This window comes from Ignavibacteriales bacterium, from assembly GCA_016709155.1.
Taxonomy (GTDB): Bacteria; Bacteroidota; Ignavibacteria; order Ignavibacteriales; family Ignavibacteriaceae; genus JADJEI01.
Genome location: JADJEI010000001.1, coordinates 772,370 through 786,778 on the forward strand (window position 1 = coordinate 772,370; position 14,409 = coordinate 786,778).

Annotated in this window: 17 protein-coding genes and 1 pseudogene; all 18 read right to left on the reverse strand. The window is 37.7% G+C overall.

Annotated elements, in window-relative coordinates:
* Positions 1-7: 7 nt before the first annotated feature.
* The gene (gene rplX, locus IPH11_03935) at positions 8-331 is read right to left on the reverse strand and encodes a 50S ribosomal protein L24 (GenBank protein MBK6912848.1); all 324 of its coding nucleotides are present in this window, start codon (positions 329-331) and stop codon (positions 8-10) included.
* A gap of 12 nt (positions 332-343) precedes the next feature.
* On the reverse strand, positions 344-712 hold the full coding sequence (gene rplN / locus IPH11_03940; protein ID MBK6912849.1) for a 50S ribosomal protein L14: 369 nt from the start codon (positions 710-712) through the stop codon (positions 344-346).
* Positions 713-730: 18 nt separating this feature from the next.
* Positions 731-991 (reverse strand): 30S ribosomal protein S17, encoded by a 261-nt coding sequence (gene rpsQ / locus IPH11_03945; GenBank protein ID MBK6912850.1) that lies wholly within the window; start codon positions 989-991, stop codon positions 731-733.
* Positions 988-1,224 (reverse strand): 50S ribosomal protein L29, encoded by a 237-nt coding sequence (gene rpmC / locus IPH11_03950; protein MBK6912851.1) that lies wholly within the window; start codon positions 1,222-1,224, stop codon positions 988-990. Before rpmC ends, rpsQ begins: the two co-directional genes overlap by 4 nt.
* A 12-nt stretch (positions 1,225-1,236) precedes the next feature.
* On the reverse strand, positions 1,237-1,656 hold the full coding sequence (rplP, locus tag IPH11_03955) for a 50S ribosomal protein L16 (protein MBK6912852.1): 420 nt from the start codon (positions 1,654-1,656) through the stop codon (positions 1,237-1,239).
* Between the two features lie 18 nt (positions 1,657-1,674).
* Positions 1,675-2,316 (reverse strand): 30S ribosomal protein S3, encoded by a 642-nt coding sequence (gene rpsC, locus IPH11_03960; GenBank protein MBK6912853.1) that lies wholly within the window; start codon positions 2,314-2,316, stop codon positions 1,675-1,677.
* 16 nt (positions 2,317-2,332) lie between these two features.
* A complete protein-coding gene (rplV, locus tag IPH11_03965; protein MBK6912854.1) occupies positions 2,333-2,677 on the reverse strand; it encodes a 50S ribosomal protein L22 in 345 nt (114 codons plus the stop codon).
* Positions 2,678-2,694: 17 nt separating this feature from the next.
* Positions 2,695-2,982, reverse strand: a complete 288-nt coding sequence (gene rpsS / locus IPH11_03970; protein ID MBK6912855.1) for a 30S ribosomal protein S19 — start codon at positions 2,980-2,982, stop codon at positions 2,695-2,697.
* A gap of 8 nt (positions 2,983-2,990) precedes the next feature.
* Positions 2,991-3,818, reverse strand: coding sequence for a 50S ribosomal protein L2 (gene rplB / locus IPH11_03975; protein MBK6912856.1), 828 nt, complete (start codon positions 3,816-3,818; stop codon positions 2,991-2,993).
* Between the two features lie 21 nt (positions 3,819-3,839).
* Positions 3,840-4,133 carry a 50S ribosomal protein L23 gene (rplW, locus tag IPH11_03980; protein MBK6912857.1) on the reverse strand — a complete coding sequence of 98 codons (294 nt, stop codon included), beginning with the start codon at positions 4,131-4,133 and terminating at the stop codon, positions 3,840-3,842.
* 1 nt (position 4,134) lies between these two features.
* Positions 4,135-4,782: a 50S ribosomal protein L4 gene (gene rplD / locus IPH11_03985; protein ID MBK6912858.1), complete on the reverse strand. Its 648-nt coding sequence runs from the start codon at positions 4,780-4,782 to the stop codon at positions 4,135-4,137.
* A 10-nt stretch (positions 4,783-4,792) separates the two neighbouring features.
* Positions 4,793-5,418: pseudogene (gene rplC / locus IPH11_03990) on the reverse strand (50S ribosomal protein L3).
* 13 nt (positions 5,419-5,431) lie between these two features.
* On the reverse strand, positions 5,432-5,740 hold the full coding sequence (gene rpsJ / locus IPH11_03995) for a 30S ribosomal protein S10 (protein MBK6912859.1): 309 nt from the start codon (positions 5,738-5,740) through the stop codon (positions 5,432-5,434).
* Between the two features lie 69 nt (positions 5,741-5,809).
* Entirely contained in the window at positions 5,810-7,018 is a 1,209-nt protein-coding gene (tuf, locus tag IPH11_04000) for an elongation factor Tu (GenBank protein MBK6912860.1), read from the reverse strand.
* Positions 7,019-7,062: 44 nt separating this feature from the next.
* The gene (gene fusA, locus IPH11_04005; protein MBK6912861.1) at positions 7,063-9,162 is read right to left on the reverse strand and encodes an elongation factor G; all 2,100 of its coding nucleotides are present in this window, start codon (positions 9,160-9,162) and stop codon (positions 7,063-7,065) included.
* Between the two features lie 43 nt (positions 9,163-9,205).
* Complete coding sequence (gene rpsG / locus IPH11_04010; GenBank protein ID MBK6912862.1) at positions 9,206-9,673, reverse strand: 30S ribosomal protein S7; 468 nt, start codon at positions 9,671-9,673, stop codon at positions 9,206-9,208.
* A 2-nt stretch (positions 9,674-9,675) separates the two neighbouring features.
* Positions 9,676-10,053, reverse strand: a complete 378-nt coding sequence (locus IPH11_04015; protein ID MBK6912863.1) for a 30S ribosomal protein S12 — start codon at positions 10,051-10,053, stop codon at positions 9,676-9,678.
* Between the two features lie 118 nt (positions 10,054-10,171).
* Positions 10,172-14,404 carry a DNA-directed RNA polymerase subunit beta' gene (rpoC, locus tag IPH11_04020; protein ID MBK6912864.1) on the reverse strand — a complete coding sequence of 1,411 codons (4,233 nt, stop codon included), beginning with the start codon at positions 14,402-14,404 and terminating at the stop codon, positions 10,172-10,174.
* Positions 14,405-14,409: the final 5 nt, after the last annotated feature.

Genomic DNA, 14,409 nt, shown 5'->3' on the forward strand with positions numbered 1-14,409 from the left:
TATAATATTAGAGCATTTCGCCGCTTACTTTACTAACTCTTGTAATTTTTTTCTTGCCGGTCTTTTCATCAAGAATAATTTTTGAACCGATTCTTGTTGGTTCGCCGGATTTGGGGTCTATTACCATAACGTTAGAAGAATTTATCGGCGCTTCCTTTTCTAAAATACCACCTTGCGGACTTTTTTGATTTGGTTTAGTGTGGCGTTTACGAAGATTTATACCTTCTATAATTACACGGTTTTCTTTTGGAAAAACTTTAAGAACTTTTCCAGATTTACCGCGATCGTTTCCGCTAATTACCATTACATTGTCGTTTTTTCTAATTCTCATCTTACTTCCGATTTATAATACTTCTGGAGCTAATGAAATTATTTTCATAAACTGTTTATCTCTTAATTCCCTTGCAACAGGTCCAAAAATTCTTGTGCCCCTGGGTTCGCCCTGAGCGTTTAAAAGAACCGCTGCATTTTCATCAAACCTGATATAAGAGCCGTCTTTTCTTCTAACTTCTTTTTTTGTTCGCACAATTACTGCGCGGGATACTTCGCCTTTTTTTACACCGCCCTTAGGGATGGCTGTTTTAACTGCTACAACAATCAAATCACCGAGGCTTGCATATTGTCTGCCGCTTCCACCTAAAACCCTGATGCACCGAACTTTCTTTGCACCCGAATTATCAGCAACCACTAAATTTGTTTCTTCTTGAATCATCTTGATTACTCCGTATTACTATTTGGCTTTTTCAACAATTTCAACTAAACGCCATTTTTTTTTCAAACTAAGCGGTCTGGTTTCCATTATTTTAACTTTATCACCCTGGGCGCATTCATTTTTTTCATCATGAGCCATTAGTTTGGTAGTTTTTTTGAAATATTTTTTATACTTCGGATGAGGTACTTTTCTTTCGATGGCAACGGTAATGGTTTTATCCATTTTACTACTAACTACGACACCGGTTCTTGTTTTTCTCAATGGGCGTTCTGTCGTCATTTTGAATCAACTCCTTCTTTTTTAATTTTTGAAGCTTTGATTTCAGCCAATTGTCTTTCTCTGATAATAGTCTTCATTCTCGCTATATCTTTTTTCACTAAATTTAATTTAGATGTATTTGTTAATTGTTTCAGTTGATGAGCGAAGCGTAAATCAATTATATTTTTTTCTTCTTCCTCGATTCTTTTGAGGAGTTCATCGGTTTTCATTTCTTTAATTTCATAAATCTTCATTGATAATTCCTATTAAGATTCGTAATCTGGTCTTGCAACCATCTTTGTTTTTATAGGCAGTTTAGAAGAACAAGTTCTGAAAGCATCAAGTGCGATATCCTTTGAAACACCAGATACTTCGAAAAGAATTCTGCCCGGTTTTATAACTGCGACCCAAAATTCAGGTGCGCCTTTTCCTTTTCCCATTCTGGTTTCAAGTGGTTTTTTAGAAACAGGCTTATCAGGGAAAATTCTGATCCAAACTTTTCCATCTCTTTTCATTTTTCTCGATAAAGCAATACGACAAGCTTCGATTTGTCTGCTTGTTATCCAGTCAGGTTCGAGCGCTTTCAATCCGAAATCACCAAAAGCCACGGAGCTTCCACGTTTAGCGTTGCCTTTTCTTCTTCCACGTTGTGATTTTCTAAATTTAACTCTTTTCGGCATTAACATTTTAAATTCTCCGGTATTTTATTCTGAAACTCTCTTGCCTAAAATTTCGCCGTGGCAAATCCATACTTTTATTCCAATAGATCCATAGACCGTTTCAGCTCTTCCAGTTGCATAATCAATATCTGCTCGCAAAGTATGAAGTGGAATTCGCCCTTGTTTGTATTGTTCTGTGCGTGCCATTTCTGCACCGCCAAGTCTGCCAGCACACATGATTCTAATTCCTTCAGCTCCCATTCTCATTGCAGAAGTGATAGCCATTTTCATAGCTCTCCTGAAAGAAACACGTCCGGTTAGCTGCATTGCAATGTTCTCTGCCACAAGATAAGCATCTAATTCTGGGCGCTTAATTTCGGTTATCTGAACTTTAACTTCTTTATCTGTCACTTGTCTTAATTCTTGTTCCAGCTGTGTTATTTCTTTTCCACTTTTACCAATAACAACTCCAGGCCTCGACGTGGAAATTGTAAGAATAATATTTTTGGAAGTTCTGTCTATTATGATTCTGGAAATTCCGGCTTTTTTAAGTCTGTTTCTAACGTATGCTCTTAACTTAGAATCTTCTTTCAGTTTGTGAGCATAACTTTTATTTTCATACCAATTAGAGTCCCATCCTCTAATTATTCCAACTCTTAATCCAACCGGATTTGTTTTTTGTCCCAAAAATTTATCTCCTAATTTATTCTTTTGTGGCGACCACAATTGTTAAGTGACAAGATCTTTTTCTAATTTTATAAGCACGACCCATGGGGGCTGGTGAAATTCTTTTTAATGTAGGTCCTTGATCAACGAACACCTCTTTTACATAAAGATCAGAAGGTTCAATTCTCTCGGTCTCATTTGCATTCATAAGATTTGAAACGGCAGATCTTAAAACTTTTTCAGCATCATTCGATGCATGCTTTGGTTGAAAGTGAAGAATTTCCATTGCTCTATCAACCCGGATTCCTCTAATAAGATCGATTACCAATCTCATTTTCCTGGGTGATGAACCTATATATCTGTGTATTGCTTTTGCTTCCATTATAACTTGAAACCTTTTTAATTAGTTTTAGCAGCTTTTTCAGCCTTAGTTCCCGGATGTCCTCTGAAAATTCTTGTTGGTGAAAATTCCCCTAACTTATGACCAACCATATTTTCAGTAACATAAATTGGAATCATTTTGTTGCCGTTGTGAACCGCGATAGTATGTCCAACAAAGTCTGGTAAAATAGTTGATGAACGAGACCAAGTTTTAATAATTTTTTTTTGATTACTTTCATTCAGCTTTTTAATTTTTTGAAATAGTTTGGTGCTGACAAAAGGACCTTTTTTAATTGATCTTGGCATTGATTACTCTATTTTTTACGTCTTTTAATAATGAATTTATTCGAACTCTTTTTATGTTTACGGGTTTTAAGCCCTTTAGCTTTTTGACCCCACGGTGAAACAGGATGACCGCCGCCTGATGTTTTACCTTCACCACCACCCATCGGATGATCGACCGGGTTCATTGCTACACCTCTAACATGAGGTCTAATTCCCATCCATCGGCTTCTACCGGCTTTTCCCAAACTTATGTTTTCTTTTTCAGAATTTCCAACTATCCCGTAGGTAGCCATGCAATTTAGTCTTATCATTCGAACTTCGCCAGAAGGCATTTTTAACTGTGCATAATCACCATCCTTTGAAAGGACCTGTAAGGATGAACCTGCACTTCGACCGAGCTGACCACCTTTGCCAGGTTTGATTTCAACATTATGAACAAAACTGCCTAAAGGCATATCGCTCAATGGTAAAGCATTGCCAACTGTAATATCGCTTCCGACTCCAGAAATAACTTTGGTACCTACCTGTAATCCTTCAGGAGCTAAAATATATCTTTTTTCACCATCAACGTAGTGCAGCAAGGCTATCCGGCATGTTCTATTAGGATCATACTCTATTGAATGTACTGTTGCTGGAATTCCAGATTTATCTCTTTTAAAATCTATTATTCGATATCTCTGTTTATGTCCACCGCCGATATGTCTTGCTGTTACTCTACCGTGATTATTTCTACCGCCGCTTTTTTTAATAGCTTTGGTAAGTGACTTTTCAGGTGTTGATTTTGTAATCTCCTCAAATGAAAAATCTGATCTAAATCTTGTACCAGGAGTATTTGGTTTTAATTTAATTATAGCCATTTTTTAACCTTAATTACCGCTTTAAACTTGCTCGAATAATTCAATTGTTTCACCCTTCTTAAGAGTGATATATGCTTTTTTTGTTGCAGAAGTCTTCCCAGAAAATCTTCCGCTTTTTCTAAACTGAGTTTTTAACTTACCGGGATGATTAACAGTTCTAACTGATTCAACATGCACTTGGAATTTTTTTTCGATCTCTTTTGCAATTTCTATTTTATTTGCTGCAGGTGAAACCATAAATCCATAGATACCTTTATCCGCAGTTAGGTTTGTCATTTTTTCAGTTATCAGAGGTCTTATTAAAATCTGACGCATCTTAGTTTACCCCCTCCTTCCTGGTTTGAAAAGAATTCGTTATCGTCTCAACGGCACCTTTCTGAAGTACAAGTACTTGATTGTTGAGAATGTCATAGGTAGAAGCTTTTGCAGCCTCGAGTACCCGAACTTTCGCAATATTACGGCCTGACTTATAGATGGTTTCCATGTTTTCTTTAGTCAATAATAATACCTTTTTGCCACCAACCTTCAATGCACTAAGCATTTTTGCAAATTCTTTAGTTTTTGGATTTTCAAAATTGAAATCTTCGACAATAATTAATTGCTCGTCTTTTACTTTATAACTTAATGCCGATCTGCGTGCCAATTTTTTAACTTTTTTGGGAATATCCTCTCTATAATCTCGTGGTCGAGGTCCGAAAATAGTTCCTCCACCAACCCATAGTGGTGATCGTGTGGTACCTGCTCTTGCACCACCCCTGCCTTTTTGCTTCCATGGTTTTTTACCGCCGCCGCTCACTTCTCCTCTTTCTTTAGACTTGTGAGTACCCTGTCTTTGATTGGCTAAGTATGATTTAACAGAAAGATAGATTGCATGATCATTTGGTTGAATGCCAAATATATCATCAGCTAATTCAATTTTTTCGCCGGTAACCGAACCGTCTATTTTGTAAATATCTAAATTCATTTTTTTTCCATTACTTCTTTATCAATTCAACAATTGAGTTGATTGCGCCCGGAACTGCACCACGAATTAATAATAAATTTTCTTCAGGCATTATTCTAACAATCTGTAAATTAGCAATTGTTACGTTAGTAAATCCCATACGTCCGGCCATTCGTTGACCTTTAAAAACTCTTGAAGGATAAGAACTTGCACCTATTGACCCGGGGGCACGAAGACGATCACTTTGACCATGAGTAGTACCGCCAACTCCGCCAAAACCATGCCTTCTCATTACACCTTGGAAGCCTTTTCCTTTTGTTCTACCGCGTACCTTAATCTTTTCGCCAACAGAAAAATATCGCTCTTTATTTCATCACCCGGTTTGAAATCTTTAATTGCGTAACCTTTGAACTCCTTTAAGAATGCTGTTGCCGACACATTATTTTTCTTAAAATGACCGAGTAAAGGTTTAGTTATATTTTTTTCTTTTTTTTCAGCAAATCCTAATTGAAGCGCCTCATATCCGTCTTTTTCTTTTGTACGAATCGAAACAACTTTACAAGGTCCTGCTTGCACAATGGTTACCGGTATGAGTTCACCATTAGTGCTAAATACACTTGTCATTCCTATTTTTTTACCAATTAAGCCAAGCATCATTGCTCCAGTTTCGTTAAAGCTTTATCTCAATGTCAACGCCAGCAGGTATATCTAATTTACTGAGGGAGTCAACAGTTTTGTTATTAGAATTATGAATATCAATAATTCTTTTATGAGCGCGAGTTTCGAATTGTTCACGCGATTTTTTATCAACATGGGGAGATCTTAACACAGTATAAACTGTTCTTTTAGTTGGCAATGGTATAGGCCCAGATACAACTGCTCCTGTACTTCTTACTGTCTTGATAATCTTTTCAGTTGATTTATCAATTAGAATGTGATCGTAAGATTTTAACTTAATTCTAATTTTTTGACCTGCCACTAAAGTATCTCCTTTTAAGTATTAAACACACAAAAGGGAGACGAGGCTCCCTAATTGTGCATAATTTATTTATTCAATTATCTTTGTTACAACACCAGCACCAACAGTTCTACCACCTTCACGAATAGCAAATCTTAATTTCTCTTCCATAGCAATAGGAGAAATCAAATCAATTGATAATCTGATGTTATCTCCCGGCATAACCATTTCTGTTCCTTCAGGTAAAGTAGCAACTCCAGTTACATCGGTTGTTCTAAAATAAAACTGTGGTCTGTATCCATTAAAAAATGGCGTGTGTCTTCCACCTTCATCTTTAGAAAGAATGTAAACTTCACCTTCAAATTTCATATGAGGAGTTATGGAACCCGTTTTTGCAAGTACCATTCCTCTTTCGATTTCATTTTTATCAACACCTCTTAATAAAATTCCAGCATTATCACCAGCCATAGCAGAATCAAGTTCTTTCCTAAACATTTCGATACCGGTAACAACTGTTTTTTTGTGAAGTCCTAAACCAATAAGTTCAACCTCTTCCTGAATTTTTACCTGTCCTCTTTCAACTCTTCCAGTAGCTACTGTACCGCGGCCAGTGATTGAAAAAACATCTTCAACCGGCATTAAGAACGGTTTATCCGTGCTTCTTTCAGGAACGGGAATGTAAGAGTCAACTGCATCCATAAGCTGCCAAATACAATTGAATCTTTCATCAGTAATAGGAACTGCCGGATCTGATCCAGCTTCTAATGCACGAAGCGCTGAACCTTTAATGATTGGGATATCGTCACCAGGAAATTCATATTTTTTTAACAGATCTCTCAATTCTTCTTCAACAAGCTCAATCAATTCCGGATCATCAACCATATCTACTTTATTTAAGAATACAACAATCTTTGGTACACCGACCTGACGAGCCAAAAGAATATGCTCTCTTGTCTGCGGCATAGGACCATCAGTAGCAGCCACGACAAGAATTGCCCCATCCATTTGCGCTGCACCGGTAATCATGTTTTTCACATAATCAGCGTGACCAGGACAATCAACGTGAGCATAGTGTCTGTTAGCGGTTGAATATTCAACATGAGCGGTTGCAATAGTAATTCCTCTTTCTCTTTCTTCAGGTGCGTTATCAATACTATCAAATGATCTGATTGCTGATAAACCTTTTCTTGAAAGAGCCATAGTGATAGCAGCAGTTAATGTAGTTTTACCATGATCTACGTGACCGATAGTGCCGATGTTAACGTGCGGCTTACTTCTGTCAAATTTTTCTTTAGCCATCTGTCATTTCTCCTTATGAATTAGATTTTTCTTAATTAATAAAATTATGTTGTTGCAGTTGATTTTTTACCGAGAGATTTTTCAGCTATTTCTTCAGCAATTGATTTTGGAACTTCATTATAATGTGAAAACTGCATTGAATAGATTGCTCTTCCTTGTGTCATCGATCTTAATATAGTTGCGTAGCCGAACATCTCTGCAAGTGGAACTATTGCTTTGATCACCTGAGCATCTTTTCTGGCTGTAAATCCTTCGATCTTCCCTCTTCTGGAATTAAGATCACCCATTACATCACCGAGATATTCTTCAGGCGTGATTACTTCAACGCTCATCATTGGTTCGAGAAGAACAGGCCTTGCTTTTTTAGATCCTTCTTTAAAAGCAATTGAACCGGCAACTTTGAAAGAGAGCTCATCCGAATCTACGTCATGATACGAACCATCAAATATTTTTGCTTTAATATCTACGACGGGGAATCCTGCAACAATACCATTACGCATTGCTTCTTGAATACCAACAGAAACTGCCGGGATATATTCCTTAGGCACCACCCCGCCAACAATTCCATTCGTGAATTCATAGCCCTTACCAGGTTCATTTGGAGAAAGCTCAACCCAAACGTGACCAAACTTTCCTCGACCACCAGATTGTTTTATAAACTTCCCTTCACTATCCACTGTTTGTGTTATGGTTTCTCGATATGCCACTTGTGGTTTACCGATATTTGCTTCAACTTTGAATTCTCTTCTCATTCTATCAACTAAGATTTCAAGATGTAATTCGCCCATGCCACTCATTAAAGTTTGACCGGTTTCATCATCAACCTTAACTCTAAAAGTAGGGTCTTCATCAGACAACTTTTGAAGTGCATCAGAAAGTTTATCCTGATCAGCTTTAGTTTTTGGTTCGATAGCTATCTGGATTACAGGCTCTGGGAAAATAATTTTTTCAAGGATAACCGGATCTTTTTCATCACAAAGTGTGTCACCGGTTCGGGTAAATTTTAAACCGACAGCAGCTGCGATATCACCAGCCCTAACTTCATCCACTTCCTCGCGATGATTCGCATGCATCTGCATCAACCGACTGATTCTTTCTTTTTTGCCACTTGTAGAATTAAAAATATAAGAGCCGGAAGAAAGAGTTCCACAATAAACTCTAAAAAAAGTCAACTTTCCAACGTAGGGATCATTCATTATTTTAAATGCCAGAGCCGTAAATTTTTCATCATCGCTAATTTTTCTCTCCACCATGTCTTTGATACCAATGTGATGCGCTTCGATCGCGGGATTATCCATCGGAGATGGGAGAAAATCAATTACTGAATCTAATAATTTTTGTACACCTTTATTTTTAAAGGCAGAGCCGCAAAGAACCGGAATAATTTTCGATTGAATTGTTGCTCTTCTTAAAACTTTTTTTACTTCATCAGCACTAATGTCTTTTCCTTCCAAATACTTTTCGAGTAGAGTATCATCAACATCACTAACTGCTTCTAACATTAGAGTTCTGTATTTGGTAGTGATCTCTAAAAGATCATGTGGAATTTCAATATCTTCAAAGGTTGAACCGGAGGCATCTTCAGTGTACATTCTTGCCTTAAGAGTTATGAGATTTATAACTCCAGCAAAAAGATCGCCTTCGCCAATTGGAAGCGTAACTGGAACAGCATTAGCACCGAGTCTATCCTTCATCATTTGTACGGCATTGTAAAAATCAGCACCGGTTCTATCCATTTTATTAACAAAGGCTATTCTTGGGACACCATATTTATCAGCTTGTCTCCAAACAGTTTCTGATTGGGGCTCAACTCCACCAACAGCACAGAATAATGCGACAGCACCATCTAAAACTCGTAATGATCTTTCAACTTCAACAGTGAAGTCGACATGACCTGGTGTATCAATTATGTTTATCTGGTGATCCTTCCATAAACATGTAGTAGCAGCACTAGTAATAGTGATACCGCGTTCTTTTTCCTGCTCCATCCAATCCATCGTGGCAGCGCCATCGTGAACTTCCCCAATACGATGAGTTCTTCCGGTATAAAAAAGGATTCTTTCAGTTGTAGTGGTTTTTCCGGCATCAATGTGAGCCATAATTCCGATGTTGCGTACTTTATCTATATTAAATTTTCTTGCCATTTATTTATACGTTTATCTATTCTAATTCTTATTCAACTTTTTGTTACCATTTGAAATGAGCGAAAGCTTTATTCGCTTCAGCCATTTTGTGAGTGTCTTCTTTTTTCTTTACTGCAGAGCCATCATTGTTTGATGCGGCGATTAACTCAGAAGCTAACTTAGCCGACATGGATTTTTCTCCCCTAGACCTTGAATAGGTTCTTACCCATCTTAAGGCTAAAGCAATTCTTCTTTCAGGTCTTACTTCTGACGGGACCTGGTATGTAGCGCCACCAACTCGACGACTTCTAACTTCAATCATAGGCTGAATATTACCAATCGCCTTTTTGAATGTTTCCATTCCAGATTTTTTTGTCCTTTCCTCAATAAGAGCAAACGCCTCATAAACTAATTTACGAGCAGCCGCTTTTTTACCGTCATACATTAGGCTATTAATAAATTTAGCCACAAGTAAGTCTTTGTATTTTGGATCAGGTTTAATAAATCTTTTTTCAGCTCTTTTTTTTCTCATACTTATTTAGCCTTAGGTTTTTTAGCTCCGTATTTTGACCTGCTTTTTTTTCTATCTTCAACACCACTTGTATCAAGCGTTCCCCTGATTATATGGTATCTTACACCAGGGAGATCTTTCACTCTACCACCTCTGATAAGAACGATTGAGTGCTCCTGTAAGTTGTGACCTTCACCTGGAATATAAGCTGTGACTTCCATTCCATTGGTCAACCTCACCCTTGCAACTTTTCGAAGTGCAGAATTTGGTTTCTTCGGAGTAGTCGTATAAACCCTGGTACACACTCCTCTTTTCTGCGGACACGAATCAAGCGCCGGAGCTTTCTTTTTAGCAAGGATTGTTTTTCTTCCTTTTCTAACTAACTGACTTATTGTGGGCACAAAATCTCCTGGATTCTGGTTATTAAAAAAATTCAGACTTCAAATATAGTCTTTGATACAAAATATGTCAAGAAAACTATGAAATATTTTAATTTTATTATTTTTTATTGAACAAAAATTAAATCTTAACCTCTAATTGTTCATCGGTTTCCTGAACTGGTTCAAGTTCTTCGGATTTTAGGATTACTTTTCTGTACTTCTTCAACCCTGTTCCAGCCGGAACTAAATGACCCATGACCACATTTTCTTTCAGACCTAACAGATAATCCACTTTAGCTTCAGTGGCTGCGTTAGCAAGAACTTTTGTGGTTTCCTGAAACGATGCTGCAGAAATAAAACTTTCAGTTGATAACGCTGCTGAAGTGATTCCAAGCAGCAAGTGCTCGAATGTTGCGGGCTCAGCATCACGATATTTCGCCTGTTCTTTTTCCTTCTTCTTTAAATCGTTATTAATCTCTCTAATTTTGGATTTAAGCACCAACTGTCCATTCTTTAATTTTGAGTCGCTTTTATCTTCCACAACAACCATAGACATAATTCGCTCATTTTCTTCTATAAAGGAATTCCTATCCACTAAGTCTTCCTCCAAAAATCTAGTGTCGCCGGGAGAAACGATTACGATTTTTTGGAGCATTTGTTTAACAATTACTTCAATATGTTTATCATTTATTTTAACGCCCTGCAATCTGTAAACATCCTGTATTTCATTAACTAAGTATTCCTGTACTGCACTTGTTCCCTTAATCTTTAGAATGTCATGAGGATTGATTGGACCGTCTGTAATTTTTTCACCTGCCGGTATTTCATCCCCCTCCTGGACTAAAACATGTTTACCAAGCGCAACGTTATATTTCTTTTCATCCGAGCCATCAGGTGCTGTAACAATAATTTCCCTGGAGCCTTTCTTCTTAGCGCCAAATTTTACAATGCCTTCAATTTCTGAAACAACAGATGGCTCATGCGGACTTCTTGCCTCAAATAATTCTGTAACTCTCGGGAGACCGCCAGTGATATCTCGTGTTTTAGAAGCCTGTCTTGAAATTTTTGCTAGTATTGTTCCAGCTTGTATTGTTTCACCTTCTTCGACAGATAAATATGCGCGGATGGGTAGATTAAATAGTTTTTTATTTTCTCCATCTTCGATAAGAATGCTGGGGGTAAGGTTTTTATCCTTTGATTCAGTTACTACTTTTTGAACGTGCCCGGTCTGCTCATCAGTTACTTGCTGCAATGTAGAGCCTTCAATAAGATCCACAAATTTAACCCGTCCACTAATATCGGTTAAGATCACCGAATTATATGGATCGTGATTGTATAGGGCTTGACGTTTCGTAATCTTCTGCCCCTCATCAACAATCAGCTCTGAACCGTAGGGGACATCATATTTTTTGAGTTGGCGGTTATCAGTATCGTAAATAGCTATAGCACCTCTTCTGCCTGTAACAACTTTAGTTTTGCCTAAATAATCTGCACGCTCAACAAAATTGATTCGATCAAACTTAATTATACCATCAACATTTGATTCTACTTGTGACTGGCTTGCAATTCTGGATGATGTTCCGCCAAGGTGGAAGGTTCTCAAAGTAAGCTGAGTTCCTGGTTCGCCAATGGACTGCGCTGCTACGATTCCAACTGCCTCGCCTATCTCCACCATCTTAGCATTCGTAAGGTTTCTACCATAACATTTTGCGCAAACACCTCTTCTAGATTCGCAAGTAAGTACAGTTCGAATATAAACCGAATCAAGATTTGCATCTTCAATTTTTTCAGCAATTGATTCGGTAATAAGTTGCCCTGATTCGACAATGAGTTCATCAGTTCGCGGATCAAACACATCTTCCTGTGTTACTCTGCCAATTACTCGTTCTGCTAACGGCTCTCTTTCCTGTTCAACATCTTTTAGAGCTTTAATCTCAATTCCCAAAATTGTACCGCAGTCATCTTCAGTTATAATTACATCCTGAGCAACATCAACTAATCTTCGTGTCAGATAGCCTGCGTCAGCGGTTTTAAGTGCTGTATCTGCCAATCCTTTTCGCGCACCATGTGTAGATATAAAATATTCGAGTACCGAAAGACCTTCTTTAAAGTTTGCAACGATTGGGTTCTCAATTATTTCTCCGGCTTGTCCGGATAGTGATTTTTGAGGTTTCATCATAAGACCACGCATTCCTGCAAGTTGTCTAACCTGTTCTTGCGAACCTCTTGCACCTGAATCAACCATCATGTGCAACGAATTGAATCCTCCATTGTGAAAACGGATTTTATCCATCAAAGCTTTGGCAACATCGTTAGTTGTATGCGTCCAAACATCTATAATTTTATTATATCTTTCAGCATCTGTAATAACGCCTTGTTCGTGTTCATTTAATATTCCCTCTACCTTTTTATTTGCTTTCGTAATCAGCAATACTTTTTCTTCAGGGATGATCATATCAGCGTAACTTACTGATAGACCCCCTGCTGTTGAGTATCTGAACCCTAATTCTTTTAAATCATCCAGGAATTTCGCAGTTACTTTATTGCCCAATTTTAAAAACATTTTTCCGATAAATCCACCAAATGTTTTTTTAACGAGAACCTGATTATAGTAGCCCATTTCCTTGGGTACAATTTGATTAAAAATTATTTTTCCTGTAGTGGTTTCTATAATCTGTCCATCTATTCTAACTTTAATTTTTGCATGCAGTCCAATTACTTTTGAATTATAGGCGATCAAAACTTCTTCAGGTGATCCAAAAGTCAATCCTTCTCCCTTATCTCCATCTTTGTGTTTAGTCAAGTAATAGCAGCCCAATACTATATCCTGTGTGGGAACGACAATTGGACTTCCATTTTGGGGAGACATAATATTATGGCTGCTGAGCATTAATAAATTAGCTTCGAGCTGTGCCTCGTATGAAAGGGGCACGTGAACAGCCATTTGATCACCATCAAAGTCGGCGTTGAAGGCTGTACATACCATCGGATGTAATTGAATTGCACGACCATCAATTAGTATTGGTTGAAATGCTTGAATTCCAAGTCTATGCAAGGTAGGTGCTCTATTTAAAAGTACAGGGTGCCCTTCGATGATCTTTGCGAGTACATCCCAGATTATTGGATCTTTTCTATCAACAACTTTACGGGCACTTTTAACTGTTTTGTTATGCCCGCGTTCAATTAATTTTCTGATCACAAATGGTTTGAAAAGTTCTATTGCCATATCTTTAGGCAGCCCGCACTGATGAAGTTTCAATTCCGGACCAACCACAATAACCGACCTGCCTGAATAATCAACTCTTTTACCAAGAAGATTTTGGCGAAAACGACCTTGTTTACCTTTGAGCATGTCGCTTAATGATTTCAATGGACGGTTGTTATCACTTCGTACGGCACTTCCTCTTCTTGAATTATCAAACAATGCATCAACTGATTCCTGAAGCATTCTTTTTTCATTTCTTAGTATGACTTCGGGCGCCTTGATATCAATCAATCTTTTTAAGCGATTATTTCTGATAATCACTCTTCTATATAAATCATTCAAGTCACTCGTGGCAAATCTTCCACCTTCAAGAGGAACAAGCGGACGCAATTCCGGAGGTATGATTGGGATGTAACTCATAACCATCCACTCCGGTCGGTTAGCGACTTTGTTCTCTGATTCTTTGAAAGCTTCAAGAACACGAAGGCGCTTTAAAAGATCCTGTTTCTTCTGTTGGGAGCCTTCTACCTTTACCTGCTCGCGTAATTCTTTTGACACTTTTTCGATATCAATTTTTTTAAGAATCTCTTTAACTGCATCACCGCCGATTCGAGCAACAAATTTATTAGGATCTTCATCGCTCAACTTTTCATTTCCTGCCGGCAGAGAATTCAACACCTCGAAGTATTGATCTTCAGATATTAAGTCTTTTTTATTTAATCCTGTAGGCCCGGGGTTAAGCACAATATAAGATTCGTAATAAACGACCTTTTCTAATTCTTTGAGACTAAGCCCGATAATATTTCCAATTTTTGATGGTTGAGTTCTGAAAAACCATATATGAACAATTGGAACAGCAAGACCAATATGCCCCATCCTTTCGCGGCGGACACTTTTTTGTGTTACTTCAACGCCGCAACGATCGCAAATAATTCCTTTGTATCTAATTCTTTTATACTTACCGCAGTAGCATTCCCAATCTCGTGTTGGACCAAAAATCTTTTCGCAGAATAAACCATCTTTTTCCGGTCTGAAAGATCTATAATTAATTGTCTCGGGTTTTGTAACTTCTCCATAGGATCTTGAAAGTATATCGTCGGGACTGGCAAGAGTAATTGTCAGTGTCTGAATATCTTTCATTGCATTTTCTTGAATTCTAAACGACATTTTTT

What these genes read in the sequence shown, in the direction of transcription:
- fusA (MBK6912861.1), bottom strand. Translation starts at nt 9,162, where the DNA reads ATGGCAAGAAAATTTAATATAGATAAAGTACGCAACATCGGAATTATG.
- rplW (MBK6912857.1), bottom strand. Translation starts at nt 4,133, where the DNA reads ATGCGTCAGATTTTAATAAGACCTCTGATAACTGAAAAAATGACAAAC.
- rplP (MBK6912852.1), bottom strand. Translation starts at nt 1,656, where the DNA reads ATGTTAATGCCGAAAAGAGTTAAATTTAGAAAATCACAACGTGGAAGA.
- rpmC (MBK6912851.1), bottom strand. Translation starts at nt 1,224, where the DNA reads ATGAAGATTTATGAAATTAAAGAAATGAAAACCGATGAACTCCTCAAA.
- rpsS (MBK6912855.1), bottom strand. Translation starts at nt 2,982, where the DNA reads ATGCCAAGATCAATTAAAAAAGGTCCTTTTGTCAGCACCAAACTATTT.
- rplB (MBK6912856.1), bottom strand. Translation starts at nt 3,818, where the DNA reads ATGGCTATAATTAAATTAAAACCAAATACTCCTGGTACAAGATTTAGA.
- tuf (MBK6912860.1), bottom strand. Translation starts at nt 7,018, where the DNA reads ATGGCTAAAGAAAAATTTGACAGAAGTAAGCCGCACGTTAACATCGGC.
- rpsQ (MBK6912850.1), bottom strand. Translation starts at nt 991, where the DNA reads ATGACGACAGAACGCCCATTGAGAAAAACAAGAACCGGTGTCGTAGTT.
- rpoC (MBK6912864.1), bottom strand. Translation starts at nt 14,404, where the DNA reads ATGTCGTTTAGAATTCAAGAAAATGCAATGAAAGATATTCAGACACTG.
- rplN (MBK6912849.1), bottom strand. Translation starts at nt 712, where the DNA reads ATGATTCAAGAAGAAACAAATTTAGTGGTTGCTGATAATTCGGGTGCA.
- rpsG (MBK6912862.1), bottom strand. Translation starts at nt 9,673, where the DNA reads ATGAGAAAAAAAAGAGCTGAAAAAAGATTTATTAAACCTGATCCAAAA.
- rplV (MBK6912854.1), bottom strand. Translation starts at nt 2,677, where the DNA reads ATGGAAGCAAAAGCAATACACAGATATATAGGTTCATCACCCAGGAAA.
- rplD (MBK6912858.1), bottom strand. Translation starts at nt 4,782, where the DNA reads ATGAATTTAGATATTTACAAAATAGACGGTTCGGTTACCGGCGAAAAA.
- rplX (MBK6912848.1), bottom strand. Translation starts at nt 331, where the DNA reads ATGAGAATTAGAAAAAACGACAATGTAATGGTAATTAGCGGAAACGAT.